Source organism: Vogesella oryzagri, assembly GCF_040148885.1.
GTDB classification, from domain to species: domain Bacteria; phylum Pseudomonadota; class Gammaproteobacteria; order Burkholderiales; family Chromobacteriaceae; genus Vogesella; species Vogesella oryzagri.
Map to the genome: position 1 here is coordinate 101,496 of NZ_JBEFLD010000009.1, position 24,597 is coordinate 126,092.

At 55.7% G+C, this 24,597-nt stretch carries 25 protein-coding genes and 1 pseudogene; 19 read left to right on the forward strand and 7 right to left on the reverse strand.

Annotation, left to right across the window (positions count from 1 at the left end; all coding sequences use genetic code 11):
• The first annotated feature begins 2 nt into the window (after positions 1-2).
• From ABNW52_RS16435 to ABNW52_RS16450, 4 genes are read left to right on the forward strand one after another with little or no spacing between them, the layout of a single operon-like run.
• Positions 3-1,052 carry a phage late control D family protein gene (locus tag ABNW52_RS16435; RefSeq protein ID WP_349590153.1) on the forward strand — a complete coding sequence of 350 codons (1,050 nt, stop codon included), beginning with the start codon at positions 3-5 and terminating at the stop codon, positions 1,050-1,052.
• A 56-nt stretch (positions 1,053-1,108) separates the two neighbouring features.
• Complete coding sequence (locus ABNW52_RS16440; RefSeq protein ID WP_349590156.1) at positions 1,109-1,387, forward strand: phage holin family protein; 279 nt, start codon at positions 1,109-1,111, stop codon at positions 1,385-1,387.
• Positions 1,388-1,447: 60 nt separating this feature from the next.
• On the forward strand, positions 1,448-1,945 hold the full coding sequence (locus ABNW52_RS16445; protein WP_349590158.1) for a glycoside hydrolase family 24 protein: 498 nt from the start codon (positions 1,448-1,450) through the stop codon (positions 1,943-1,945).
• A complete protein-coding gene (locus ABNW52_RS16450) occupies positions 1,942-2,451 on the forward strand; it encodes a lysis system i-spanin subunit Rz (RefSeq protein WP_349590160.1) in 510 nt (169 codons plus the stop codon). Before ABNW52_RS16445 ends, ABNW52_RS16450 begins: the two co-directional genes overlap by 4 nt.
• On the opposite strand, the gene ABNW52_RS16455 is transcribed toward ABNW52_RS16450, so the two are convergent.
• Positions 2,425-3,402 carry a DUF2971 domain-containing protein gene (locus tag ABNW52_RS16455; protein ID WP_349590162.1) on the reverse strand — a complete coding sequence of 326 codons (978 nt, stop codon included), beginning with the start codon at positions 3,400-3,402 and terminating at the stop codon, positions 2,425-2,427. The two genes, ABNW52_RS16450 and ABNW52_RS16455, sit on opposite strands and share 27 nt — an antisense overlap.
• Before the next feature lie 63 nt (positions 3,403-3,465).
• Positions 3,466-4,071, reverse strand: a complete 606-nt coding sequence (locus ABNW52_RS16460; RefSeq protein WP_349590165.1) for a hypothetical protein — start codon at positions 4,069-4,071, stop codon at positions 3,466-3,468.
• Positions 4,072-4,237: 166 nt separating this feature from the next.
• Between ABNW52_RS16460 and ABNW52_RS16465 the strand changes: the two genes are divergently transcribed.
• Positions 4,238-4,666: a LexA family protein gene (locus ABNW52_RS16465; RefSeq protein ID WP_349590167.1), complete on the forward strand. Its 429-nt coding sequence runs from the start codon at positions 4,238-4,240 to the stop codon at positions 4,664-4,666.
• A 2-nt stretch (positions 4,667-4,668) separates the two neighbouring features.
• A complete protein-coding gene (locus ABNW52_RS16470; RefSeq protein WP_349590169.1) occupies positions 4,669-5,934 on the forward strand; it encodes a Y-family DNA polymerase in 1,266 nt (421 codons plus the stop codon).
• Positions 5,935-6,489: 555 nt separating this feature from the next.
• Here ABNW52_RS16470 and ABNW52_RS16475 read toward each other — a convergent pair.
• From ABNW52_RS16475 to ABNW52_RS16485, 3 genes are all read right to left on the reverse strand, one after another.
• Entirely contained in the window at positions 6,490-6,678 is a 189-nt protein-coding gene (locus tag ABNW52_RS16475; RefSeq protein WP_349590171.1) for a hypothetical protein, read from the reverse strand.
• A 116-nt stretch (positions 6,679-6,794) separates the two neighbouring features.
• On the reverse strand, positions 6,795-8,015 hold the full coding sequence (locus tag ABNW52_RS16480; protein ID WP_349590173.1) for a hypothetical protein: 1,221 nt from the start codon (positions 8,013-8,015) through the stop codon (positions 6,795-6,797).
• Positions 7,987-9,198, reverse strand: coding sequence for a nucleoid-associated protein (locus tag ABNW52_RS16485; RefSeq protein WP_349590175.1), 1,212 nt, complete (start codon positions 9,196-9,198; stop codon positions 7,987-7,989). Before ABNW52_RS16485 ends, ABNW52_RS16480 begins: the two co-directional genes overlap by 29 nt.
• Before the next feature lie 447 nt (positions 9,199-9,645).
• Here ABNW52_RS16485 and ABNW52_RS18630 point away from each other — a divergent pair.
• A pseudogene (locus tag ABNW52_RS18630) lies at positions 9,646-9,969 on the forward strand (BRO-N domain-containing protein); the annotation flags it as partial.
• Positions 9,970-10,001: 32 nt separating this feature from the next.
• Here the strand turns inward: ABNW52_RS18630 and ABNW52_RS18635 are convergent.
• Positions 10,002-10,328 carry a portal protein gene (locus ABNW52_RS18635; RefSeq protein WP_465270731.1) on the reverse strand — a complete coding sequence of 109 codons (327 nt, stop codon included), beginning with the start codon at positions 10,326-10,328 and terminating at the stop codon, positions 10,002-10,004.
• On the opposite strand from ABNW52_RS18635, the gene ABNW52_RS16495 reads away from it, so the two are divergent.
• The 3 genes from ABNW52_RS16495 (at position 10,217) to ABNW52_RS16505 (ending at position 12,423) form a co-directional block, all read left to right on the forward strand.
• The gene (locus ABNW52_RS16495; RefSeq protein WP_349590180.1) at positions 10,217-10,624 is read left to right on the forward strand and encodes a tyrosine-type recombinase/integrase; all 408 of its coding nucleotides are present in this window, start codon (positions 10,217-10,219) and stop codon (positions 10,622-10,624) included. The genes ABNW52_RS18635 and ABNW52_RS16495 overlap by 112 nt on opposite strands.
• 220 nt (positions 10,625-10,844) lie before the next feature.
• Complete coding sequence (locus ABNW52_RS16500) at positions 10,845-12,047, forward strand: tyrosine-type recombinase/integrase (RefSeq protein WP_349590182.1); 1,203 nt, start codon at positions 10,845-10,847, stop codon at positions 12,045-12,047.
• A complete protein-coding gene (locus ABNW52_RS16505) occupies positions 12,040-12,423 on the forward strand; it encodes an IS30 family transposase (protein WP_465270730.1) in 384 nt (127 codons plus the stop codon). The genes ABNW52_RS16500 and ABNW52_RS16505 overlap by 8 nt, the downstream gene beginning before the upstream one ends.
• Positions 12,424-12,453: 30 nt before the next feature.
• On the opposite strand, the gene ABNW52_RS16510 is transcribed toward ABNW52_RS16505, so the two are convergent.
• Positions 12,454-13,287, reverse strand: a complete 834-nt coding sequence (locus tag ABNW52_RS16510; RefSeq protein WP_349590185.1) for a hypothetical protein — start codon at positions 13,285-13,287, stop codon at positions 12,454-12,456.
• A gap of 325 nt (positions 13,288-13,612) precedes the next feature.
• On the opposite strand from ABNW52_RS16510, the gene ABNW52_RS16515 reads away from it, so the two are divergent.
• From ABNW52_RS16515 to kdpE, 9 genes are all read left to right on the forward strand, one after another.
• A complete protein-coding gene (locus ABNW52_RS16515; RefSeq protein WP_349590187.1) occupies positions 13,613-13,804 on the forward strand; it encodes an AlpA family transcriptional regulator in 192 nt (63 codons plus the stop codon).
• A gap of 417 nt (positions 13,805-14,221) precedes the next feature.
• Complete coding sequence (locus ABNW52_RS16520; RefSeq protein ID WP_349590189.1) at positions 14,222-14,878, forward strand: inovirus Gp2 family protein; 657 nt, start codon at positions 14,222-14,224, stop codon at positions 14,876-14,878.
• 95 nt (positions 14,879-14,973) lie between these two features.
• A complete protein-coding gene (locus tag ABNW52_RS16525) occupies positions 14,974-15,519 on the forward strand; it encodes a hypothetical protein (protein ID WP_349590191.1) in 546 nt (181 codons plus the stop codon).
• Positions 15,520-16,496: 977 nt separating this feature from the next.
• The gene (gene kdpF / locus ABNW52_RS16530; protein WP_349590193.1) at positions 16,497-16,586 is read left to right on the forward strand and encodes a K(+)-transporting ATPase subunit F; all 90 of its coding nucleotides are present in this window, start codon (positions 16,497-16,499) and stop codon (positions 16,584-16,586) included.
• 1 nt (position 16,587) lies between these two features.
• Positions 16,588-18,273: a potassium-transporting ATPase subunit KdpA gene (gene kdpA / locus ABNW52_RS16535; protein WP_349590196.1), complete on the forward strand. Its 1,686-nt coding sequence runs from the start codon at positions 16,588-16,590 to the stop codon at positions 18,271-18,273.
• Positions 18,274-18,283: 10 nt separating this feature from the next.
• On the forward strand, positions 18,284-20,398 hold the full coding sequence (gene kdpB, locus ABNW52_RS16540; protein ID WP_349590198.1) for a potassium-transporting ATPase subunit KdpB: 2,115 nt from the start codon (positions 18,284-18,286) through the stop codon (positions 20,396-20,398).
• 50 nt (positions 20,399-20,448) lie between these two features.
• Positions 20,449-21,045, forward strand: coding sequence for a potassium-transporting ATPase subunit KdpC (gene kdpC / locus ABNW52_RS16545; RefSeq protein WP_349590200.1), 597 nt, complete (start codon positions 20,449-20,451; stop codon positions 21,043-21,045).
• Between the two features lie 96 nt (positions 21,046-21,141).
• On the forward strand, positions 21,142-23,769 hold the full coding sequence (locus tag ABNW52_RS16550; RefSeq protein WP_349590202.1) for a DUF4118 domain-containing protein: 2,628 nt from the start codon (positions 21,142-21,144) through the stop codon (positions 23,767-23,769).
• Between the two features lies 1 nt (position 23,770).
• Positions 23,771-24,463 (forward strand): two-component system response regulator KdpE, encoded by a 693-nt coding sequence (kdpE, locus tag ABNW52_RS16555; protein WP_349590204.1) that lies wholly within the window; start codon positions 23,771-23,773, stop codon positions 24,461-24,463.
• The last annotated feature ends 134 nt before the right edge of the window (positions 24,464-24,597 follow it).

Here is a 24,597-nt window from a genome sequence, read left to right on the forward strand (position 1 = left end):
CCATGCGGCCAACCTTTCGCATCCTGGCCAATGGTCAGGACATCACAGCGCTCCTGCAGGACCGCCTTATATCGATCAGCATCACCGACAAGGCGGGGCTGGATTCCGACGAGCTGACCGTTACCCTGGATGACCGCAACGGGGTGGTTAGCTTGCCGGTACGGGGTGGCATGCTCGATGTCAGCCTGGGCTATGTCGAAACTGGGTTGACCCGCATCGGGCAATACCGGGTGGATGAGGTCGAATCCAGCGGCCCTCCGCAGATTGTGGTGTTTCGTGGCAGGCCGGCGGATATGTCCGGCAAGATCAAGCAGCCGCGGCGCCACTCGTGGGAAGGCGCCACGCTGGAGCAGATCGTCAAGGACATCGCCGCCCGCAACAAGCTCAAGGCGGTGTGCAAGGTCAAGGCAACCGTTGCCCGGGCCGACCAGATGAATGAATCCGATCTGCACTTCATCACCCGGTTGGCGAGTCAGTACGACGCCACTGCCACGGTGAAGGGCGGGCAGATCCTGGTGTTGCCGCGTGGCGGGCAGACGGCCAGCGTCAGCGGCAAGACGTTGCCCACGCTGGTGATAAACCGCCAGAACATCAAGAGCTGGCACTTCAAGTCCAGTGATCGCAACGCCTCTGGCGGCGCCATCGTGCGCCACCACGACAAGGCTACGGGCAAGACCCAGTCGGTGCTGGTGCCCAATCCGGACAACCCGACCGCGCCGCCGCGGGTGATCCGCCACACAGCGAGTAGTAAAGGTAGCGCCGCCGCGGCAGCCAAAGCCGCCAGCAATCGCGCGGCACGGTCGGAAATCACCATGAGCGTCACCATGGCTGGCCGTGCCGACATTGTGGCCGAGCGCAAGCTGCGAACGCAGGGCATCAAGGACGGTGTCGATCACCTGTGGACGGTAGACAGCGTGGTGCACGATTTCAGCAGTGGTGGCTGGGAAATCAGCGTTGAACTGATCCTGAATAAAAAAGCCGATCTGGCGAAGAAGGGGAAGAAGAAAGCAGGACAGAAAAAACCCAAGGCGCTGGCCGTATTGGCGCCATGACTTGTTTCACTCCGGCCCCGCGACTTCGCGGGGTTTTACTTTTTAAGGGGGTAGTAATGCAGGAACATGAAAAAGGGCTGCTGTGGTTGCTGTGTGTTGGGGCGCTGATCGGGCTGGGCAAACTGTTGTCCAGCAATGAAGCCATCACCACGCGACTGATCTTCGGCCGCGCCATTCTAGGGGCGGGCACCTCCACCATCGCCGGCGTAGCGTTGATGCAGTTTCCCGCGCTGCCGATGCCGGCACTGGTGGGGATTGGCGCCGGGCTGGGCATTGTTGGTGCCCAGTATCTGGAAGCCTGGCTCAAGCGCCGCGCAGACAAAATTTCTGCCTGAACATTACCGCCGACCACCATACCCGCCCACGAGGCGGGTTTTTTTATGGAAGGAGTCAACATGGCTCGTATTTCGGAACAAGAGGCCGGTGGCCGCAATGTCCTGGCCTTTCTCGACATGATCGCCGTGTCCGAGCTGGGGCGTGGACTGATCGCCGCCAGCGATGACGGTTACAACGTTATCGTCGGGAGTACCGTAAAAGCACCATTGCTGTTCCGTAGCTATAGCGACCACCCGCGCCGGCTCATTGATCTGCCCAAGTTGGGCATCAAATCCACTGCTGCCGGCCGCTACCAGGTCCTGGCGCGTTATTACGACGCTTACCGCAAGCAGCTCGGCCTCAGTAACTTCGGGGCCATCAACCAGGACCGCATCGCGTTGCAGATGATCCGAGAGTGTCGTGCCCTGGACGATATTCTGCGCGGCAACATCGCCATCGCCATTAGCAAATGCCGCAGCCGCTGGGCATCACTGCCGGGGGCTGGGTATGGTCAGAACGAGCACAGCGCCGAAGCGCTACTGGCCGCGTACGCAACGGCGGGAGGGCGCTTGGCATGATCAATAGCAAACTCGTTCCCGCCATCGTTGTGATGCTGCTGCTCGGGTTATCGCATGGCCTGACATACAGGTCTGGCCAGCGTGCCGAACGCCAGGTATGGCAACTGAAAACCACCACAAGTGAGCGTGACAACACCGCCACCATCAACGATCTGCAGCAGCAGCTGCGCCGCAAGGAATCCGCCGCATCCAGCGCGTTGCTGGCTGCGGAGACCCGCTACCGTGAAGGACTTCTCAATGTACAAGCCGAAAAGAACCGCATTCTTTCTGACGCTGCTGCTGGCCGGCTGCGCCTGTCAGTCCCCGTCAAACCTGCCAACTGCCCAGCTGCAAGCGCTGCGGCCAACGTTGCCGAAGACGGAGCAGATCCAGCGCCACGAGCCGAACTATCTGACTCGGCTACAGAATTTCTTGTTGGACTCGCCAGCGAAGCCGATGCGGTAGCCGTTGAGTTGAATCGGTGTGCTGATAGAAAATTTCTAGGTCTTGAACGGAACGATTTTTAACCCATAGGTAAGGTCGCACAATTCAGCCTTGTGTATTGCTAGAGTGGGGAATCCTTTGTTTTCAAGTTTTCTATTTAGATTGAGAATGTCTGAAATTGTTTCTTCATGTGCTTTTGCGCCAAGTATTATTTTTGTTATTGTTGAATTTTCGAAAGTCAACTCTTGACCTGCAAGGCCGTCGCAAATCAATCTCCACTCTAGCTCATAATTCCAATCTATTGACTTTGTTAGGAATGTTTCTTCGTATGTTGATAAAAATGATGGCTCCGTAATGTTGATTGTTGGTCTCTTGTTTTCCGGGGTGTATATGACTTTTTGCAGAATGGCCGCAAGCATAAAATCTTCTGAGGTATCAAATTCAATACATATTCCGGTGTGGTTTAGCGCATAATGCGCCCACATTAACAGGCTGTTGTTAGTTTCAGAGAGGCAGTATATTCCGAATTTTGCCTGATAATCCCTATATGCGGAGATAAGGCTGGAGAATATTTTATTGCTATTTTTTATTAAATTGTCTTTTATTTTTTTGCGCTGACTGTGTTGTATTGTGGTTCCGTATTTTTTTAATGATCTATCCGCAAGCGCGGAGAGTGTTGAGAGCATTGGTGTGGTTGTATATCTTGGCATTGTATCAAAAGGATCGTTGAATTGATTTCTTGATGAAAGGTAGAGTTTTCCATCGATAATCAAGTTTTCAAGCCTTCTGTTTTGTTCTGCCCGCCAGTCTGCATCGAACGAACTTTTTCCAGTCTGTTTGAATGGTGGTGGGTAGTACTTGTATAGAAATACGGGGGCATCGTCACTGCCTTTTCTCGCTGATATCCTTTCTTCCTTGGAAAGTAGTTTAAAATTTCTTTCCAATTGAATATCGTTCAATGAGAGGTGGGAGGAGATTCCTCTTGTCGCATGTAATAGTGCTCTTCTTGCATCATCCTCAATCTGTTTTTTCATTTTCAAAATCTCTTGAATAATTGTGGTTTGCAAAAATTTATGGAATTTATAATTCAAGATTTATCAGCGACAAAGTGTTACCCTGCGTGTGCTGTGAAGTGTTTTTTTATAGAAAATGAAAAATAGAATTTTTTGCATGGTTCGGGGGGTGGTTTTCTCATGTGTGTTGATTTCTATAGCATGGTGTTGGGCTGTGAGTTCTAATATTTCCATTGTTTTTTTGTTTATTAAGTGTGATGAGATTTCCATCTCATCGCAATTGGATAGGATAAATATTTGAAAAATGTCATCAATGATTTTTGTCCTATGTCGTGCAATTTTATAGATTGGCTTATATATATTTATCAGAATTTTTACTGTGGTGCAGAAATCAAACCCAATGTGAATGCGTAGTTTGTTTTCTCCGTTTTTGTATGTGGTTAAGAATATGTTTTCTTCTTTATCTAATCGGTAAGTGTCTTTTAAGTTTATTCTCGTGTTGGTAATCATTGCCACTATTGTGATAGCTATTGCTGTCCAAATTATTTTTGGATAAAGGTGTGAGAGCGGTAATGCATAGCCATGCATGGAAAAGAAGAATATGTCAGTATCAATGAAGCAGAATAGACCGATGAGAATGAAAGCTAACAAAAAAAGCCATTCTTGTGTTTTTTCAAAGTTATAGTTCATGTTCTTTAAATTAATCATTGTTTGTAATTGTCTCATGCAGAAGTGCCAATCGAGGTGTTGCCAGCTGAGTTGCTGGCGGCCCTTGCTAATGACAATAGTGTAATTTCGATCTGCGGCTTGGTGTTGGTTATGAAATCGTACATAATCAAAAGACTAGGAGATTGCCATGATCACCACATTGTTTCGCCCAGTTTTCCAGCCCCACAGGTTGGCCATTCCGGTCTATAGCTCACACGTACCAGCCGGTTTCCCGTCTCCGGCTGACGACTACCTGGAGCAGCGGCTGGATCTTAACGAGCTGCTGATACACGACGCCCCGTCCACTTTCATGGTGCGGGTGACGGGTGACAGCATGGTAGGAGCCGGCATCAGCAGTGGTGACGTGCTGGTGGTTGATCGCAGCCTGACGCCGGCGCATGGGCAAATTGTGCTGGCTATCGTGGATGGAGACTTCACCGTCAAGCGGCTGCATCGGCGTGGCACACGCGTGGCGTTGATTCCAGAGAATCCGGCCTATCAGCCCATAGAGCTACACGATGGCCAGGAGCTGCAGGTGTGGGGGGTGGTTACCGGCTGTGTGAAGCAGTTTCTGTAGCCATGCCACAGTTCGCCCTGGTGGATGGCAACAGCTTCTATGCAAGCTGTGAGCGTGTTTTCCGTCCCGATCTGGAAGACAAGCCCATCGTGGTGCTGAGCAACAACGATGGCTGCGTGGTGGCGCGCAGCGCCGAGGCCAAGGCGCTGGGCATTAAGGGCTTTGTGCCGTTCTTCGAAATCCGTGATCTGTGCGAAAAACACGGTGTGGCGGTGTTCAGCTCCAACTACACCCTATACGGCGACATGAGTCACAGGATGATGCAGGTGATCGGTCGCTGGGGCATCGAGCAAGAGGTGTACAGCGTGGACGAGTCGTTCATTACGCTGGATGGCATCCCGGACTTGCGCGAGTACGCCACCCGGCTGCGTGCCGATGTGCTGCTGCGTGTCGGCATTCCAACCTGCGTCGGCATCGGCTCCAGCAAGACGCTGGCCAAGCTGGCCAACCATGTCGGCAAAGTGTACCCGCAGGCCAAGGGAGTCTTTGCTTGGGACTGGCTTACACCAGAGTGGCAGGACAAGCTGATGGCCCGCATCGAGGTGGGTGAAGTATGGGGAATAGGGCGGCGCATCTCGGAAAGGTTGGCCGCAATGGGCGTCCGTACCGCGCTGGATCTGAAGCGCGCCGACCCGCGCGATATCAAACGCCAGTTCTCGGTAGTGGTGGAGCGTACCGTGGCAGAGCTGAACGGCGTCAGCTGCTTGTCGATGGAGGATGTGGTGCCGGCCAAGCAGCAGATCATCGCCAGTCGCAGCTTTGCCGAGCTGGTGAGCGACCATGACACGCTGGCCAGCTGCATCAGCCACCACGCCTGTCGGGCCGCCGAGAAGCTGCGCCACCAGCGCAGCGTGGCGCGGCTGGTGGCGGTGAGCATCCACACCAACCGCTTTCGCACGCAGGATGCGCAGTACGCTGGCTGGCTGGTGGTACCGCTGGTGCATCCTTCATCAGACAGCGCCACCATCACCTGCGCCGCGCTGGCCGCACTCGATCATGTTTACCGCCCGGGTTACGCCTACAAGAAAGCAGGCGTGGTGCTGATGGAGATCAGCCCGGCTGGCCGGGATCAGCGTGACCTGTTCGCCCCGCTGCCCGATCCACGTCGTGCCGCGTTGATGGCGGTGATGGATAGCATCAACCACGAATTCGGCCGCGGCACCCTGCGGCTAGCCAGTGAAGGGCTGCACCGAGGGTGGGCGATGCGCCAAGAAAAAAGGTCGTCACGATGGACGACCAGTTGGGATGAATTGCCACGTGCAAGGTAGGCTGCATCTATCCGTTTCCGTCAAACTTGCCTGCCGTCCTTTGTCACAACCCGCCCTCACTCCTTACCTTGGCGTCCCGCTGCCGGGCGGCGCATTGCCGCGGCCGGTGCCGGACGGGCTGCCGGTCGTACTCGGCCAATTGCCACCAGGCCCGGGGTGGCTGGACGGGCCACGCCCACCGCTGCTGCCTCTCCCACCGGATGTCCCACTGCCTTTACCTGCACCTGAGCTACCGCCACCTTTAGCCATCACGCACTCCTTCACCAGCCGGAAACAACGACAGGCGCAGCGCCGGCAAACGCCAGCGCCTGCCATCCCCTAGATGTAGCAGCCGCCGGCCAAACGGCAAGCACAAACATCTGCCGGAACGATCGAGCAAGATGCTATCTGCGAGACCAAGACAAAGCCCGGCAATCGCCGGGCTTTGTCTTGGTCATCAGGCCACTTCCAGATCCTGTAATGCCTCCGGATGTTTTAGCGCCACTCGTAGCAACGTTTGTGCGGCACCGGTTGGCTCACCCCGCCCTTGCTTCCACTCTTGAAAGGTGCAGGCGCTTACTTGCAGCATGGCTGCGAAGGCTTTTGTGACAGTCCCACCTTGGCGCGCGCCTCTGCGGCCAACGTCGGTGTCACCTTCGTCACCCGCGCGGCCTCATTGGCCTTCATTGCCTTGACCGATGCCAGCAACTCGGCGCCCAGGTCGCGCTGCGCGTCGCGTGCGGCCAGATCCTTGTCATTTCGCATCAATCGTCTCCTTGATCAGTTTCAGTGTGGCTGCCGGGATATTTTCCTGCAGACTTGGTACGGCCGTGCCGGTAACAGGTAATGCGTCGGTTTTTTATCTGACGATGATATGTTTTTTATTGGAATTGGTCTGCAAAAATTATGCGGCACAAGCCGAAGGTTATGCTTATAATAACCATAATTAACGCCCCAGTGTTGATTTTTTTTATTCGACCTTCGCTTACTGCAATCAGCTCGTTTACTTGTGCTGTTGCGTTCCCTGCATGTTCCCTTATTTCTACGTCAGTAGATAGTTCCATATAGCTGCTAAGGTTTTCGTTGACTTGTTTTTTTAATATTTCAAGTGATTTCAAGTGGATGTCGTTGGCGGCATGAACGAAATCATGAGCAAGCCAAGATCCAATGCAGACTAGAAATGCAACCCACATTCCGCTGTCTTTTACCAGGGCTGCAGTTGCAATTATTGCTCCTGGTACTACGAGTACTTTTCCTTGGCTGTCCGAGATGTATTCATTGACTTTGCTTATATATTCTAGAGTTTTAGAGTCAATCTCATTTATTAGTCGACTGGTTGAAAATTTGTGTACATATAAATCAAAACGGGCAGTAAAGTTTTTACTTATAAATCCTGAATGTTGTAGAATTAGCTTTGGGTCAAGTTTGCCTTGACAAATTTTATGCAGCTCTGCCAGGACTGCACGAATTACTTCTCTTCGTTCGCTTGAATGTGCATCTGGGTTTGTGATTTTTTCATATAAATTTGAAATATTTTCGACATCAAGAGGCAATGGATTGATTTGTGCGAGCTCTGAATATTTCAGTGATGTGCATATTTCAAATTTTTGAATTCCATGCTCGGCATTAACGAAAAAGGCATATTCATTGCCACTTGGCAGATGAAAATCTTTGGCGACTGTTAGTATGCTGTTTATTTTTGCCAAAGAGAACATTGTACGAATTAATGGGTCGCCTAGACTGTCGGTTGAGTATATTTTTTCGCTTATCAGATAAAATTCGTGTGAAATTGAAGGGTACGCTTTCCCCGTTGCCTCTGACCAGTATTTTTGTAGGTTCTCGTAGAAAAACACTCCGTTAGGCCATGCTTCCTCCCCGTTGTATTCAAAGTATAATTTCTGGTCACTGTGTAGCTTGGGCTCCTCTCCTGCGTACCCGATGATACGCAGGGCGTTGCAGAAATTGCTATGATTATCAGCCAGCATTTTTACTGCAAGATATCCGTTATTGCAGCTTGTCTCGCAGTCTTTTAGCGCAGTGACAATAAAATGTTTTGCAGATTGTTTGTCCATTTTAAGAAATAAGAAGTTCGATTTGTTCATCCGATAGGTCGTCGCCAATCGGGATCATTAAATATTTTTTGTCTGGACTTATTTTAACAGGTTTTTTGGAATCGATTGATCCAATTGAATCCCTTTTTACGCGGCACCAATATTTTTTTTCACTTGTATCATTTAGGAAAAAATTCTTAATTTGCTTTTCGTTGTAAATATTTACTGAGAATGTTTTGTTTATCTTGTATTCGTTCTCATTTGCGAAGTCGGTGAATTTTAATCCGGAGGATTTCTCAACTAACTCTGGCTCTGCGCGTTCGAGAATTATCTGAATTTCATCTAGTGTGATAGGTTTTTTATTTTTAACTTTTTCTTCTACGAGAATTTCAAACGCTCTGATGAGGTTTGCTTTTTGCGGAGGCGAAGCATCGAGCGCATCGGCATAACCATTAACAGCTTTTTCTGCTTCAAGCAGACAGGTCTGGTCGCTAATCAGGTCAGCGCAACCCAATGCGTTCTTGAAGAAGTCGCTGCTTGATTTTCCATCAATAAACATGAGGTAGGATTCATCTTTATTGGAGTCGCCTGTTTTTGTTGGCTGCGTATGAAATACTGTCGCAAAAAGATTCAAATCAAAAGAGGCGGCCTGTCTAAGTGCGTCAGTATCAATCGAGACCAATTTTTTAGGTAGCAAATCCTCGGTAAAGTCAAAAACCCCTTTTTTGTCAACCATTACAATAAGAAGTCGCCCTGAATCCTCAGTGTCTCCGGTGATGCGATAGTGCAGAAATATTATTGAGCCGCCTTTTAGTGTTCCGCTCTGCTTATCGTTTGCGTGTGTAACCAGATTGTTGATTGTATCTTTAACAAAAGTCATGAAGCAGTCTTGGTCAACACCTCCATCGCTAGAAATGTTTGATACATAATCACTAAGAATATCGCCCATTTGACTGTTTTCAGAAACAGAGCCATGTAGCTTGCTTTTTCTGATGAATTTCTTTTCTATTTTATTTACAAAAGAAAATACTTCTTCATTATTTTTCGTGGGCCACGGCTCCCCAATTCTGCTAGTGAATTTGTCTAACTTTGTGGCCTCTTTATCAAGAAGCTCGCCAGCAATGGCATTCAGAATCGTAATTACTTTGACGTTATCTGCTTCATTGGAAGCATCTGTTTCGACGCCTTGACCTTCCTGTTGATCCATGTGCTGGCTTTCCGCGATTGCGTCCATGATGTTCCTTGTGCTTGCGTGTTCATTGTTGTGCCGACCCAGTGTCGTCACATTTAAAGAGTTCGTATGTTGTCATATTGCCTTGTCATTGGGCTTGATGCAATTCAACCTCTGTACATGCGATCTGCACGGTTTGTGCCCTGGGCGCAAGGGTGGGTACATTGTGCGCCCCCTTTGTTGACAGTAAGGGGGCACGCTCCTAACATTCACATATCACGTTCAATAGCGTGAACGGGCTTGGCCGCCCGGTGACTTACACGGCAGACAAAGGCCGCCATTGCGGCTTTTTGTTTTGCATCACTCGTGCGCGCAGTCAATGGCGGGCCGGGTGGGGACACCTTCGGGTGTGCCGGTTTCGTGTAGCCGGTCGGCCAACCCCACCTTGGTCTGCCACCCTTGCTTGGCCGCGGGGGCGGCAGGTTGGAACCGCCCTACACGGAGGCCATCATGGCTGCTCAAACCCATACCCTCGGTGCGTCCGCACCAACTGTTTTCTCTTTTGATTCTTTCGATGTCCGCACGCTCAGCCTTGATGGTGAGGTGTGGTTTGTTGCGTCCGACGTTGCTGTCGCGCTGGATTACCGCGATGCAGCCAACATGGTTCGCTCCCTTGACGATGATGAGGCTGATACTCACATTCTGAGTGTCAGGTCTGACAACGGTGTAGAGCAGTGCCGTGAGGTCAGGATCATCAACGAATCCGGCCTGTTCTCGGCCATCCTCAAAAGCCGAAAGCCAGAAGCGAAGCGCTTCAAGCGATGGGTGACGCACGAGGTGCTGCCATCTCTGCGCAAGTCCGGTAGTTACGCCTTGCCATCGGCTGCGGCCAACGCGGCAGTGCCAGGCGTGGCGATGTTGGGCGATGTGCCGGTGCTGACCATGCAAAGGTTGAAGATCTTCAGCAGGCTGGGCAGCATCCATTCGATGGTGTCTGCCACGTCGGTGCTTACCACCGATGAGCGCCCATCGATCTCCGGCGGCGCCAGATCGCCCTCGGCACGGCCAAGGTAGTACTGGTATGCGGGATGTCGAGTTGAGCAGAGATGCCCTTGATGCGCTGCGCCAACAGAAGGAGCTGACCTTCCTTGCTGGTGATCGCGTGTTCTGGAACCCGAAGACTGGAGCGCCATGGGAAACAGATCAGCAGATCAGGCGCACCTCATGGACTTACCTGCTCAAGAAAGCCGGCGTCAGGTACCGCAATCCATATCAAGTTCGCCATACCTTTGCCTCCCACCATGTGAGCAATGGATGCAACCTGTGGTGGCTGGCAAAGCAGATGGGTCACGAAACAATCGAAATGATCATTCGCCACTACGGCAAGTGGATTCCCAACGGCGGTAGAAACTTGGGTGAAAAATGGGAGAATCAGAACACAGCAGGAGACAATCTGAAGCAACAAAGAAAAACGGCAGACAACCTTTAGAGCCGCGCTACTGCTTGTTTGCGACTGTCTTGTGTTGTCTGCCGTTGCTTGGCGTCTGGTGGAGGCGGCGTCCACCATTGGTATGTCTATTGTTGTCTATGGTGTTCTATTTTTCTCCTTATTTTACATTGTGTTATGGGTTTTATTGTCTATGAAAATCTACCGGTGTACGCTTGAAGCCATCTATAAATGGCTACCATGATGGCTACCAGATTTCACAATGGCACTCATTACTGACCGTAAAGCAAAAGCCCTCAAACCGACTGACGCAGCATTCCCGCATGGCGGGGTAGTTGGCCTGGCCCTTCATCCACTCAAGACGGTAGGGCATGGTCAATGGAAGTTACGCTATATCAGCCCGACCACTGGTAAGCGTCGTGCCATAGGGCTTGGCAGCTATCCGGGCACATCTATTGCAGAGGTGACGCAAAAGGGACTCGACGTCCGTGAGTTGCTTGCCCAAGGTAAAGATCCACTTGAACAAGCCAAGCTTGCCGCTTGCATCAATGCAAAGGTGCCTACATTTGCCGAAGCTGCTCGCCTGCTCCATTCAGAGCTCCTACCTGGTTGGCGCAACACAAAGCACGGTTTTGACTGGATAAATAGCTTGGAAATGTATGTGTTTCCCATTGTCGGTGACGTCTTTGTTAACGACTTGAAGCCCAGTCATTTTGCTGACGTTCTGCGCCCAATTTGGTTGGAGAAAAAGGAAACCGCCTCGCGTGTTAAACAGCGCTGCCACGCTGTGATGGGATGGACGTGGGCACATGACTTTGTTTCTGGCAATCCATTGGACGTCGTTACCAAGTTACTTCCAATTCAAAAACAAGCTGTGCAACACCATCCTGCCATGTCCTGGAAGATGGCACCTGGCTTCTGGGGGGCGAGCCTTGCGACTTACCCACGAGGAGAAACTACAAGACCTCTCCTGATGTTCTTGATCCTGACGGCAACACGATCTGGTGAAGCCCGTGCGGCCACATGGCGAGAGATAGACCTCTCTCTTAAGGTTTGGACCATCCCGGCAGAAAGGATGAAGGCCGGTGTCCAGCACCGGGTTCCATTAAGCGCACAAGCTATTGCTATTTTGGAGGGGCAGGTTGGGTTACATGATGAAATCGTGTTCCCCAGTCCGACGGGAAAGATCCCATCTGACATGATCCTGACTGCTTTCTTGCGCCGTGAAAATGCCCCAAGTGATGTAGAGGGGCGCCCGGCCACTGCACATGGTTTTCGTTCTAGCTTCCGTGACTGGGCCAGCGAGAATGGCTACCGCAAGGACCTAGCGGAAAGGGCGCTTGCCCATACCATTGAGAATCAGGTCGAAGCTGCCTATCACCGGACCGATTTGCTGGATGAACGTCGATCAATGATGCAGGCTTGGGCTGACTTTCTTTGCCCTCCTGCCAATGAATGTGAGTAGCAAAAACAGCTACCGAATCGAGGGAATCTCATCCAAATTGGTTGTCCAGCGCGGTGACCGTTGCTCCTGTCTCATCGCCCAGCGCCGGGAAATGAGCCGGCACAAAGAGTTGACGGCGCGCACCAGTATCTGCGTCTACTTTGCTGACCTGCATAGCTCGTGGCTGCGGGATAGCAACGAGAACGCCAACGGTCTGATCCGGGAGTATTTGCCTAAAGGGACAGACCTGTCCGTGCACAGTCAGGAGGAGCTGGATGCTATCGCGCATCGGCTGAATACACTTTCATGTGCAGTGTTGAAATTCAAGATGCTGATTGAGGTGTTTGCTGAACATCTGGATACCATGATTGACTCGCGGCAAGCCGGGAGGCATTAACCCGTTTGCACTTGGGTATTGTGGCCATCGTTAAAGATCCCCCAAATCTACAGATGGATTGTTTATCCAATAATATTCTATTATTTCGCAAAACGCTTCAGGCTGATTTTTGTTAAGTTTTTTCTTTATTAGTTCGAATTTTTCATGTTGCTCTGTTGGAATCTTTATGTTCACTCCTATCAATTTTACTCCCTGATCTAGCAAGGCTTGCTGATTTTTCAGTTTTGAACGCTGTATTGAGTATGCTTTTTTTATATTATTGATTAGCGTTATTCTGTCTCTGTAGTCTTTGGCGATTAAATCAAATTCGTTGCGAATGGCGATAAAATTATTGCATTCCGGTAAGTTGTTTTCAGTTTTTATATCACGCTTTATTTTGTTGATTGTGAATTTCTTTTTTAATGGAAAATCTTCTTTGTACCAATTGAAGAGCTCGTCCGGGGTGGTGTTTTTGTTCCAGTCTGTTTCTATGGATTCTAGTAAAGCTAGTTTGTTTTCGTGATGTATTGGGAGTGAATCAAAAATGGCAAATAAAATATCTTGTTGCCGTGCATCTGGTGGTGTCTGTGTTTCTTTGTTGTCATGGTGTTTAGTTAATTTCTTTCGAATAAATTGATATTTCCTGTTGTCTGGCCGATGAAAAATGTGCATTGCATTGGAATCTATCATGTTATTGATTAAATTCTCTAGCATGACATCGCTTAGCATAATTGCTTTAGTTCTTATGGATTGTTTGTCAAAGAAACGATAATCGATTTCTTCTAATAAATTCTTTTTATTCAATATCATCCATAATAAATACAAAAATCTTATATCTGTGAGGTGATGATTAAGTTTTGCATTAAAGCTATTTAAATTTCGCATGTTGTGCTCGATATATTTATGACAATGGGAAAATATATAGCATATAAAATGATGTGTGGATTTCCTTAGGAAATGTTTCCTTAGGAAATTTCTAAGCTTTGACTTAGTTGATAAGTTACCAGTTTACGTGTACAGCGGGTAGTGGCCACTTAAGTAAAATGCTATCGCCTTCTCATTCTTTGATGTGGTGGCTGCTGCCTGGCTAAGCAGCAATGAAATTCATGGTAAGTGTTCACGGATGCAGGAACGCTGACTACGAGTAGTAATTTCGGAAATTTTTACTGTGTAGCCCCATGCTTTGGACTAACTGCAGCATGGTGCAATCATGAAAATCATTCGACTCAAGAACGTAATGGAAACCACAGGCTTGGCACGCTCAACGATCTACAAATACATTTCGCTGGATTTGTTTCCAAAGCCTGTTTCTCTAGGCGGTCGTAGCGTGGGTTGGCTGGATGCAGAAGTGCAGGCTTGGATAGTCAGTAAAGTGTGTGAACGTGATGGTGTGAGTGAATAATTCAGAGAAGCCATGGCCAGTGATGGTCATGGCTTTTTATCAGAGTACTGAGTAGTCGTGTTTATTGGGGGTGTGTGCTATTTTTTGCCGTGTGTAGGGCGAAAATTTACTGACTACTGTTTCGGTATATAGTAATATTAATGTTTTATTGGTTATGGTAATTTATTAGCTAACAGATATGAATTAATTATCAAGAAAAATACTAGGAGATGCAGATAGAGAGAAGAGAGATAAGCACAGCACCGTAAGAGTGCTGGGCATATTGTCACTAGTAGATAAGAGAGGGCCGCTGAGCCCTCTCAGTATTTTACGGTAGGGTAAACATGGCAGGGGTTTATCCCCATGCCAATGTTCAAGAAACGACAGTAAAAAATTACATCACTGGTTGACTTTATGTGTCTCACTAAGGGGTCAATCATGAAACGCCATCCGCTTAACTCAAGCCTGCATCTCCACGAGGGGCAAACCTACAATGGTAGGCCTATCATGAAAGATAAAGGCCCGTTTGTTAAAGAATATCTGAATTCTCTCCATGGGGTAACCGACGCCACTGTTAGTGAGAATCCACGTGCCTTTGGTTTGCGCTTTGATCTTCATTTTCCAGATGTGTCTGACCTAGATAGCAAAATCTATACGAGTAAAGCTATTACGCGGTTTATCGAGTCGCTGAAAGCTAAGATTGCGCACAATCGGCAGCAAGCGAAAAGTCAGCGTGCTACCGCTCATGACACTGTGGTGCGCTACGTCTGGGCCTCTGAGCAGAACGACTCAGTAAATCCACACTGGCATGTAGCGATCCTGCTCAATAGGGATGCCTATAGGTCATTGGGGCGCTTTGAGCTTGGGCGCGACAACATGTACAACCGCCTGGTGTCTGCATGGGCAAGTGCATTGAAGATGACGGAGCGTGAGGCGGCAGGGTTGGTACACATACCGGACAACCCTGTATACGAGCTGCATCGTGATGATCAGGCTTCTATCGATGCCTTCTTCCTGCGCGCTAGCTACCTATGCAAGGCGGATACGAAGCAGTACGGCAATGGTCGACATGGCTTTGGGTGTAGCCGTCGCTAGTAAGGGAAGCGGTGGGTGGCCACGGGTACGCCCGTGGCTTTTTTTACGTCGTTGCACCATCCCATGAGACATGACCACACATTAGGGAAGACATCATGGACGTAGGCGCAACCGCCTTTACTGGGCAGGCATTCTGGAGTTCATCGGAAGAAGCGGCAATCCGCTATATCCAGGTGCTAAATCATCATACCCCCCGACTGACGCTGATCGACATGGATCTGATATTGCCGGCGGGGGTGACAGCCGAGGCTGCTCATGGCTACCTCACGTGTTTGCGCTCGCATATTCGGCAGGGTGATGGCGTCTTTGCTTGCTGCTTGGGGGCGATCTGGACGAATGCATGGGATGAGGATGGAGCCCAGTACCTGAAGGTGCTGTTCGTGTTTGATGGCACGGCATTGCGATACGGAGGTGGGCGAGGCGAGTGGATCAGCATGTACTGGCGCGTGGTGATCACTGAGGGGAAGGGCACTTGCCACGATTTTGACTGTTGGTATCAGCTGGCCGAGGGGGTAGATGAGGAGGTGGCACGGGGTTTGGCGAACCGATCGGGTAGCGAGGTGTATTACCGATTGATCAAGCGGATGGGGGAGGTTGGCGAGGTGCTGCAAGTCATTGGGGTGCCGAAAGCAGGGGCTTAGTCGGTTTCCTGAGCGCCATGGGTGGGCTGACTCCGGTGGGGGCGGCTCACCAGCCGTTTGTATGGGTGCACTCTCTGGATGATGACTGCTGCCGTCGTGCGTCGGCGATTATGGCAGTAACCTGATCTGGCGTGACGCACGGCACCATGTTGATGCCGCTGCATCGCTACCGCCGTCTTGTCGGCCGTTGGTCGAGCAGATGAGGCTACATGGTTTGACTATTGGGCAGGAAGGCATCGAGGTCTGAGGGCTCAATTTGTGCTGTTCAACTAGTTCGCCTTGGCTAAAGGATATCTGAGGGGAAGTACTGGTCGTCGGCCAAAGCAGACCTCCACATTATCCGACCCGAGCATCCGCTCAGAGTCACATACCTGCCATCTAGCTGCCTCCGGGATCGAATTTCAATAGACGAAAACTGGGCTGCACGGAGATCCAGACCCGCTCACCCGTCGCGTGAGTGATGCAGGCTGTCAGGCGGGCAGGGGCGGAAGGCGTAACAGCGCAGGTTAGTTGCATTGCGACTGTTGAAGCGCCGTAGCCAGTAGCTGACCCGGCGCCAACAGCGGCACTCGTGTCGCCAGTAGCGCCGCAAGCATTGCAGCCAGTGGCCCGGTTGCAAAGGGTGATGATGGCGGAAATTCGCCGAGCCGAGGGTGTCCATGTCGTGCTCCTTGTCTATTCCTGCTTGCAGTCTAGGGAGCCGGGCATCAACGCCGACTAAAAAAACGGCAGCACGGTATTAACAAGACATCAAAATTGGCCAAGATCGCGGCCGCTCTCATTTTTATATTTTCTTAACATCCCTCCCGGAACAATTAGCAACTTTTTATCGCCCTGTCTCATAAAGTCCAAGTGCCAATTTCGTATCGGAGGATTGTCATGCAAGACCTTATCTGGCTGGCGGGGGCGGGGCTGCTGTATCTGGCAGCACACGGCCTGACCGTCGCCTACGACGCTTTGTTGCACAGGGGGGCGCCATGAGCCTGATGATGTGGTTGTCCGGCGCCATGGCGCTGGGCCTGGGCGCGTGGCTGGTGTACGCGCTCTTGAATGCGGAGGACATCTGAGATGACTTCTTTTTCCTTGTTGCTGGCGCTGTTCATGCTGCTGCTTACCCTGAGCGCGCGGCCGATGGGCGCCTGGATGGCACCGCTGGCCGCCGGCAGTATGCCATCGCGCTGGCAGGCGCTGGATGCACGCCTGCTCAAGCTGTTCGGCATTGATGGGCGTGGCATGAGCTGGCGCGAGTATGCGCTGGCAGTACTGGTGTTCAGCCTGCTGGGCGTGGTGACGCTGTATGCGCTGCAGCGCTTGCAGGGCGTGCTGCCGTTCAACCCGCAGCAGATGGGGGCGGTGGAGGCCGGTTCGGCATTCAATACCGCGGTGAGTTTCATCACCAACACCAACTGGCAGGGCTATGCCGGCGAAAGCACCATGAGCTTCCTCACCCAGATGCTGGGTCTGGCGGTGCACAACTTCCTGTCCGCTGCTACCGGCATCGCGGTGGCATTCGTGCTGATGCGCGGCTTTGCGCGCCGTGAAAGCAGTGAGCTGGGCAATTTCTGGGCCGATGTGCTGCGCGTGTCGGTCTACCTGCTGCTGCCGCTGTCCTTCGTGCTGGCGCTGCTGCTGATCAGCCAGGGTGTGCTGCAGAACCTGTCCGGTTATCTCAGCTTCACCGGCCTGTCCGGCCAGGCGCAGACACTGGCCATGGGACCGGTGGCGTCGCAGGAAGCCATCAAGATGCTGGGCACCAATGGTGGCGGCTTCTTCAATGCCAACTCGGCGCATCCGTTCGAGAACCCGAGCGATCTGTCCAACCTGCTGCAGATGCTGGCCATCTTCCTGATCCCGGCCGGTCTGACCCATGTGTTCGGCCGCCTGGTGGGCGACCGCCGCCAGGGCTGGGCCATCTACCTGGCGATGAGCGTGCTGTTTGTGGCTGCGGCTTATGCCGTGGCGCACTTCGAACTGCAGGGCAACCCGCTGCTGTCCTCGCTGGGGGTGGATAACGCCGCCGGCAGCCTGGAAGGCAAGGAAGTGCGCTTTGGTGTCTCCGGCAGCGCGCTGTTCGCCGCCATCACCACCGCAGCCAGCTGTGGCGCGGTGAATGCCATGCACGATTCCTTTACCGCACTGGGCGGCATGGTGCCGATGTGGCTGATGCAGCTGGGCGAGGTGGTGTTTGGCGGCGTGGGCTCCGGCCTGTACGGCATGCTGATCTTCGCCGTGCTGGCAGTGTTCATTGCCGGCCTGATGGTTGGCCGCACGCCGGAATACCTGGGCAAGAAGATCGAAGCCTTCGACATGAAGATGGTGGCGCTGGCGATACTGGTCACACCGCTGCTGGTGCTGCTGGGCACCGCGGTGGCGGTGGTGGTGGCGCCGGGTGTGGCCGGCATGGCCAACCCAGGCGCGCACGGCTTCTCCGAAGTGCTGTACGCGTTCTCGTCTGCGGCCAACAACAACGGCAGCGCCTTTGCCGGCCTGTCCGCCAACACACCGTTCTACAACGCCATGCTGGCGGTGGCGATGTGGTTCGGACGCTTCGCCATCATCGTGCCGGTGCTGGCGCTGGCAGGTTCGCTGGCTGCCAAGAAAACCCTGCCGCAAACCGCCGGCAGCATGCCCACCCACGGTGCGCTGTTCGTTGGCCTGCTGGTGGGCAGCGTGTTGCTGGTGGGCGCGCTGACCTATCTGCCATCGCTGGCGCTGGGGCCGGTGGTCGAGCATCTGACCATCTGGTCCCATTAGGAGAGTCAACATGCGTCACAAGAAAATGGCCCTGCCGCTGCTCGACCCGCAACTGCTGCGGCCGGCGCTGTGGGACAGCGTGCGCAAACTGGGCGTGCGCGAGCAACTGAAAAACCCGGTGATGTTCGTGGTGTACCTGGGCAGCCTGCTGTGCAGCGTGCTGTGGGTGATCGCCCTGCTGGGCAAGGGCGATGCCCCGGCCTGGCTTACCGGCAGCATCGCGGTGTGGCTGTGGTTCACCGTGCTGTTCGCCAACTTTGCCGAGGCACTGGCCGAAGGCCGCAGCAAGGCGCAGGCAGCCAGCCTGAAAGGGCTGCGCCAGTCCACCTGGGCCAAGAAGCTGGCCGCACCGCAGCGCCATGGCGCCAAGTTCGCGCTGGTGGAATCCACCGACCTGCGCAAGGACGATGTGGTGCTGGTGCAGCAGGGCGACGTGGTGCCCTGCGATGGCGAGGTGATCGAAGGCATCGCCTCGGTGGATGAGTCGGCCATTACCGGCGAATCCGCTCCGGTGATCCGCGAATCCGGCGGCGACTTCAGCTCGGTAACCGGCGGCACCCGCGTGCTGTCGGACTGGATCGTGGTGCGCGCCACCGTCAACCCCGGCGAAACCTTCATCGACCGCATGATCGCCATGGTGGAAGGCGCCAGGCGCCGCAAGACACCCAACGAGATCGCGCTCACCATCCTGCTGCTGGCGCTGACGCTGATCTTCCTGCTGGTAACCGTCACCCTGCTGCCGTTTTCGGCATACAGCGTGAACAGCGCCGGCAGCGGCCAGATCACCTCGTTGCCGGTGCTGCTGGCGCTGCTGGTGTGCCTGATCCCCACCACCATCGGCGGCCTGCTGTCCGCCATCGGCGTAGCCGGCATGAGCCGGCTGATGGCGGCCAACGTCATTGCCACCTCCGGCCGTGCCGTGGAAGCCGCCGGCGACGTGGATGTGCTGCTGCTGGACAAGACCGGCACCATCACCTTCGGTAACCGTCAGGCATCGACCCTACTGCCGGCGCCCGGCATTAGCCAGACCCAACTGGCGGAAGCCGCGTGGCTGTCCTCGCTGGCCGACGAGACGCCGGAAGGCAAGAGCATTGTGCTGCTGGCAAAGCAGCAAACCGCAGACAAGAGCGGACACACCCAGGGCGACCAGATGTTGGCCTGGCTGCATCAGGGGCTACCCCCGGTGGATGCCAGCTTCGTGCCGTTCACCGCGCAGTCGCGCATGTCCGGTGTCAACATGGCGGGGCGACAGATCCGCAAGGGCGCGGTGGATGCCATCCGCCGCCACGTGGAAGCGTTGGGCGGCAAGGTGGAGGACGCGGTGATTGCCGCATCTGACAAGGTGGCCAGCCGTGGCAGCACGCCGCTGGTGGTGGCCGAGGGCGCGCGGGTGCTGGGCGTGGTGGAACTGAAGGACGTGGTGAAGCCGGGCATCCGCGAGCGCTTCGCCCAGCTGCGGCAGATGGGCATCAAGACGGTGATGATCACCGGTGACAACCGCCTCACCGCCGCCGCCATCGCCGCCGAAGCCGGGGTGGACGACTTCCTGGCCGAGGCCACGCCGGAGAACAAGCTGGCGATGATCCGCGACTACCAGGCGCGCGGCCAGCTGGTGGCCATGACCGGCGACGGCACCAATGATGCCCCGGCGCTGGCGCAGGCCGACGTGGCGGTGGCGATGAACAGCGGCACCCAGGCGGCACGCGAGGCGGCCAATATGGTGGACCTGGATTCCAGCCCCACCAAGCTGATCGAGGTGGTGGAAATCGGCAAGCAGATGCTGATGACACGCGGCGCGCTGACCACCTTCAGCCTGGCTAACGACGTGGCCAAGTACTTCGCCATCATCCCGGCCGCGTTTGCCGCCACCTATCCGCAACTGGGGCTGCTCAACGTGATGCAGCTGGCCAGCCCGGCCTCGGCACTGCTGTCGGCGGTGATCTTCAATGCGCTGATCATTGTGGCGCTGATCCCGCTGGCGCTGAAGGGCGTGCGCTACCGCGCGCTGGGCGCCGACGTGCTGCTCAAGCGCAACCTGCTGATCTACGGCCTGGGCGGCCTGCTGCTGCCGTTTGCCGGTATCAAGCTGATCGACCTGCTGCTGGTGGCGCTGGGCCTGGTGTAAACCATACGGTGGGCCGCCGATGGCGGCCCGCCACTTGAAGGAGCAAGATCATGCATATCGCAATCGAACAAGCCAAAGGCCGCGACAAGGCCGGGCTGTGGGGGCCGGCGGCACGGTTGCTGCTGGGGCTGAGCCTGCTGCTGGGCATCGCCTACCCGCTGGCGGTGACCGGCGTGGCGCAGGTGTTGATGCCGCATGCGGCCAACGGTTCGCTGATCGTCAGGGATGGCAAAGTGCTGGGCTCGGCGCTGATCGGCCAGGATTTCCACAAGGCCGGTGAATTCTGGGGCCGACCGTCCGCCACCGGCGGCAGCGCCTACAACGGCGCCGGCTCCGGCGGCAGCAACCTGGGGCCATCCAACCCGGCGCTGCGCAAAGTGGTGGCAGAGCGCATCGCTGTGCTGAAAGCCGCCGGCCCGGTTCCGGCAGGTGCTATCCCGCAGGATCTGGTCACCGCTTCCGGCAGCGGGCTGGATCCACATATCAGTCTGGCGGCGGCGCTGTACCAGCTGCCGCGCGTGGCACAGCAGCGCAAACTGAGTGAGGCCAAGCTGCGGGCACTGATCGATGCCCATACCGAGCACGGCTGGTTTGGCGATAATGCCCGTGTCAATGTGCTGCGACTGAACATGGATCTGCCGCGCTGAATTAGTTCGACACAATGACCGGCCCGCGGCCCGCCTTTGACGCGGCTCGCGGGCTGTTGCCGCAGCTGCGGCCAACCCGTAAACGACAAGCACACCATGACCGACGACGATCTCCGCCCCGACCCCGACGCGCTGCTGGCCTCGCTGCCACCGGCGCGTGGCCGGCTCAAGCTGTTCTTCGGCGCCGCCCCCGGCGTGGGCAAGACCTACGCCATGCTGGCCGAGGCGCAGGAGAAACGTGCCGCCGGGCTGGACGTGGTGGTGGGCTGGGTGGATACCCACGGCCGCGCCGAGACCATGGCGATGCTGGCCGGTTTAGAGCAGCTGCCACGACTGAAGCGTGAGCATCGTGACCGCGAGCTGGATGCCTTCGATCTGGACGCGGCCCTGGCACGGCGGCCGGCGGTGCTGGTGGTGGACGAGCTACCGCACAGCAATGCCCCTGGCTGCCGCCACCCCAAGCGCTGGCAGGACGTGGAAGAGCTGCTGTCCGCCGGCATCGACGTGTACAGCGCGATGAACGTGCAGCACCTGGACAGCCTCAACGACGTGGTCAGCCGTGTCGCCGGCGTGGCGGTGAGCGAGACGGTGCCGGATCACGTGTTCGACCATGCCGACGAGGTGCGACTGGTGGATCTGCCGCCGGACGACCTGCTGCAAAGGTTGGCCGCAGGCAAGGTCTACCTGCCGGAGGTGGCGCAGCGCGCCGCGGCCAACTTCTTCCGCAAGGGCAATCTGATCGCGCTGCGCGAGCTGGCGCTGCGGCGCCTGGCGGACCGGGTGGACAGCCAGATGCGCGCGCAGCGGGCGATCCAGGGCCGCATGCCGGTGTCCGGCAGCAATTTCGGCCTGCTGCTGTTGCTGGACGATAGCGGCAGTGAAGATGCCATCCGCCAGTGCGCGCGGCTGGCGCGGGCGCTGGAAGCGCCGTGGCATGCGGTGTGGCTGGATGATGGCCGCCAGCATGACGCGGCACACGCCCGCGTGCAGGCCGCGCTGAAGCTGGCCGCCGAGCAGGGCGCCGTCACCCTGGTACAGTCAGGCCGCGACAATGCGCGCTTACTGGCCGACTACGCGCGGCGCCACAACCTGTCGCTGCTGGCGCTGCGCAGTCAAACCCATTCATCGCGGCGGCTGACTGCGCTGGCGCAGCAAGCGCCGGAGTTGCACGTGTTGTTGCTGGCCGCGACACCACAACAGGACCGGGGCGCGCGTGGCAGTGGCTTTGAGTTGGGCGCCAATGGCTGGTGGCAGACCGTGCTGCTGTGTGCTGGCGTTACCGCAGTAGCGCTGCCGTTGCGCGGCCTCTTGGAGCCCACCAACCAGGTGATGCTCTACCTGCTGGCGGTGCTGTGGAGCGCGGTGCGTTACGGCCGTGCACCGGCTGCGCTGGCGGCAGTGCTGGCGGTGGGGCTGTTCGATTTCTTCCTGGTGCCACCGTACCTTACCTTCGCGGTATCCGACGTGCAGTACCTGATCACCTTCGCGGTGATGCTGATCGTCGGCCTGGTGGCCGGCCAGCTGGTGGCGCGCCAGCGCCAGAGCGCCGACATGGCACAGCAGCGCGAAGCACACACCCGCACCCTGTTCGAGCTGGCGCGCGAACTGGGCCAGGTACTGATCGAGGAGCAGGTGGGCGAGGTGACCGCGCGCTATCTGCACAGTGGCTTGGGTGCGCGCATCAGTCTGTGGCGGCCGCTGGGCGAGGATGACAACCTGCAACCGCAGCAGCAGGGACTGCCGGAGGTGGACAGCGCCATCGTGCGCTGGTGCTTCGACCACGGCGAGGCCGCCGGGCAGGGTACCGCCACCCTGCCCACCTCGCCGCTGCTGTACCTGCCGCTGAAGGCGCCGATGCGTACCCGCGGCGTGCTGGTGCTGTCGCTACCGCAGCCGGAGCAGCTAGCCGACTTCGCCACCCGCCGGCTATGCGAGGCGGTGGCGGCGCTGGCGGCGCAGACGCTGGAGCGGCTGCACTACATCGACGTAGCACAGCAGACGCTGCTGAGCATGGAGGCCGAGCGTATGCGCCATTCACTGTTGGCCGCACTGTCGCACGACCTGCGCACGCCGCTCACCGGCCTCACCGGTAATGCCGAGACGCTGGCGCGCAAGCTGCAGCGTGCCGGTTCGCCGTTCACCGCCGACGTGTTGCTGCTGCAGCAGCAGGGACAGCGCATCGCGCGACTGGTGACCAATCTGCTGGAAATGGCGCAGCTGCAGGCCGGTAGCATTACGCTGAAGAAAGACTGGTTGCCGGTGGAGGAGCTGGTGGGAGGCGCTATCGCCGCGCTGAGCGGTGCACTGGACGAACATGTACTGCACACCGACATCGACCCGGCCTGCCCGCTGATCTATGGCGACCCGGTGCTGCTGGAGCGGTTGTTGGCCAACCTGCTGGAAAACGCCGCCAAGTACAGCCGCGGCGGCAGCGAGATACACATCAGCGGTGCAGAGGAGCACGGCAGCATCGTGCTACGAGTAGCCGACCAGGGCGTGGGGTTGCCACCGGGCGATACCGCTTGGCTGTTCCGCGCCTTCAGCCGTGGCGACAGCGAGTCCAATGTCAGTGGGGTGGGGCTTGGATTAGCGATATGCCGTACCATTGCCGACGCGCACGAGGCGCGACTGAGTGCCGAGAACCTGCCGCGCGGCGGTGCCTGCTTCACGCTGGCGCTGCCGGTGGTGGCGCAGCCGTCACTGGATTTGTCTGCGGAGAACTGAATTGGGCCACACCGCCACTGTATTGATCGTTGAGGACGATGCCGCCATTCGCCGCTTCGTGCGCGCCGCGCTGGAGGAGGAGGGCCTAGAGGTGGCAGAGGCGGAGACCATGGCGCGCGGGCTGATCAAAGCCGGTACCCGTCAGCCGGACTTGTTGATCCTCGATCTGGGCCTGCCGGACGGCAATGGCATCAACCTGCTGAAGGATCTGCGCGGCTGGGCCGGTGTGCCGGTGATCGTGCTGTCGGCGCGGGTAGGGGATGCCGACAAGATCCAGGCGCTGGATGCCGGCGCCGACGACTACCTGACCAAACCCTTCAGCATCGGCGAACTGCAGGCCAGGGTGCGCGCGCAGCTGCGTCGCCATGCCGGGCGCGAACATGCCGGTGACAGCAAGGTGCGCCTCGGCGTGGTGGAAGTGGATTTGGCCAACCGCAGTGTCAGCCGCAACGGCGAACCACTGCACCTGACCAAGCTGGAGTATCGGCTGCTGGCCACGCTGATCGCCCACCGCGGCAAGGTGCTTACCCATCGCCAGCTGTTGAACGAAGTGTGGGGGCCGGCTTATGTCGAGCACACCCATTACCTGCGCATCTACATGACCCACCTGCGGCAGAAGGTGGAAGACAATGCCTCGCAGCCGCGCTGGCTGTTGACTGAAACCGGGGTGGGCTACCGGTTGGCTGCCGAATAGTGCTCGGTACCCATGTTAGCTGAGAGCGAGTTAAGGCTGCTTACCGACACTTTGCTGTCGTGACTATCGTGAGTAACTTGCGGCCGCTTAGGCCGACGTCCTGCCGGAGCACTCAAGTGATTGGCAAGTGGTCG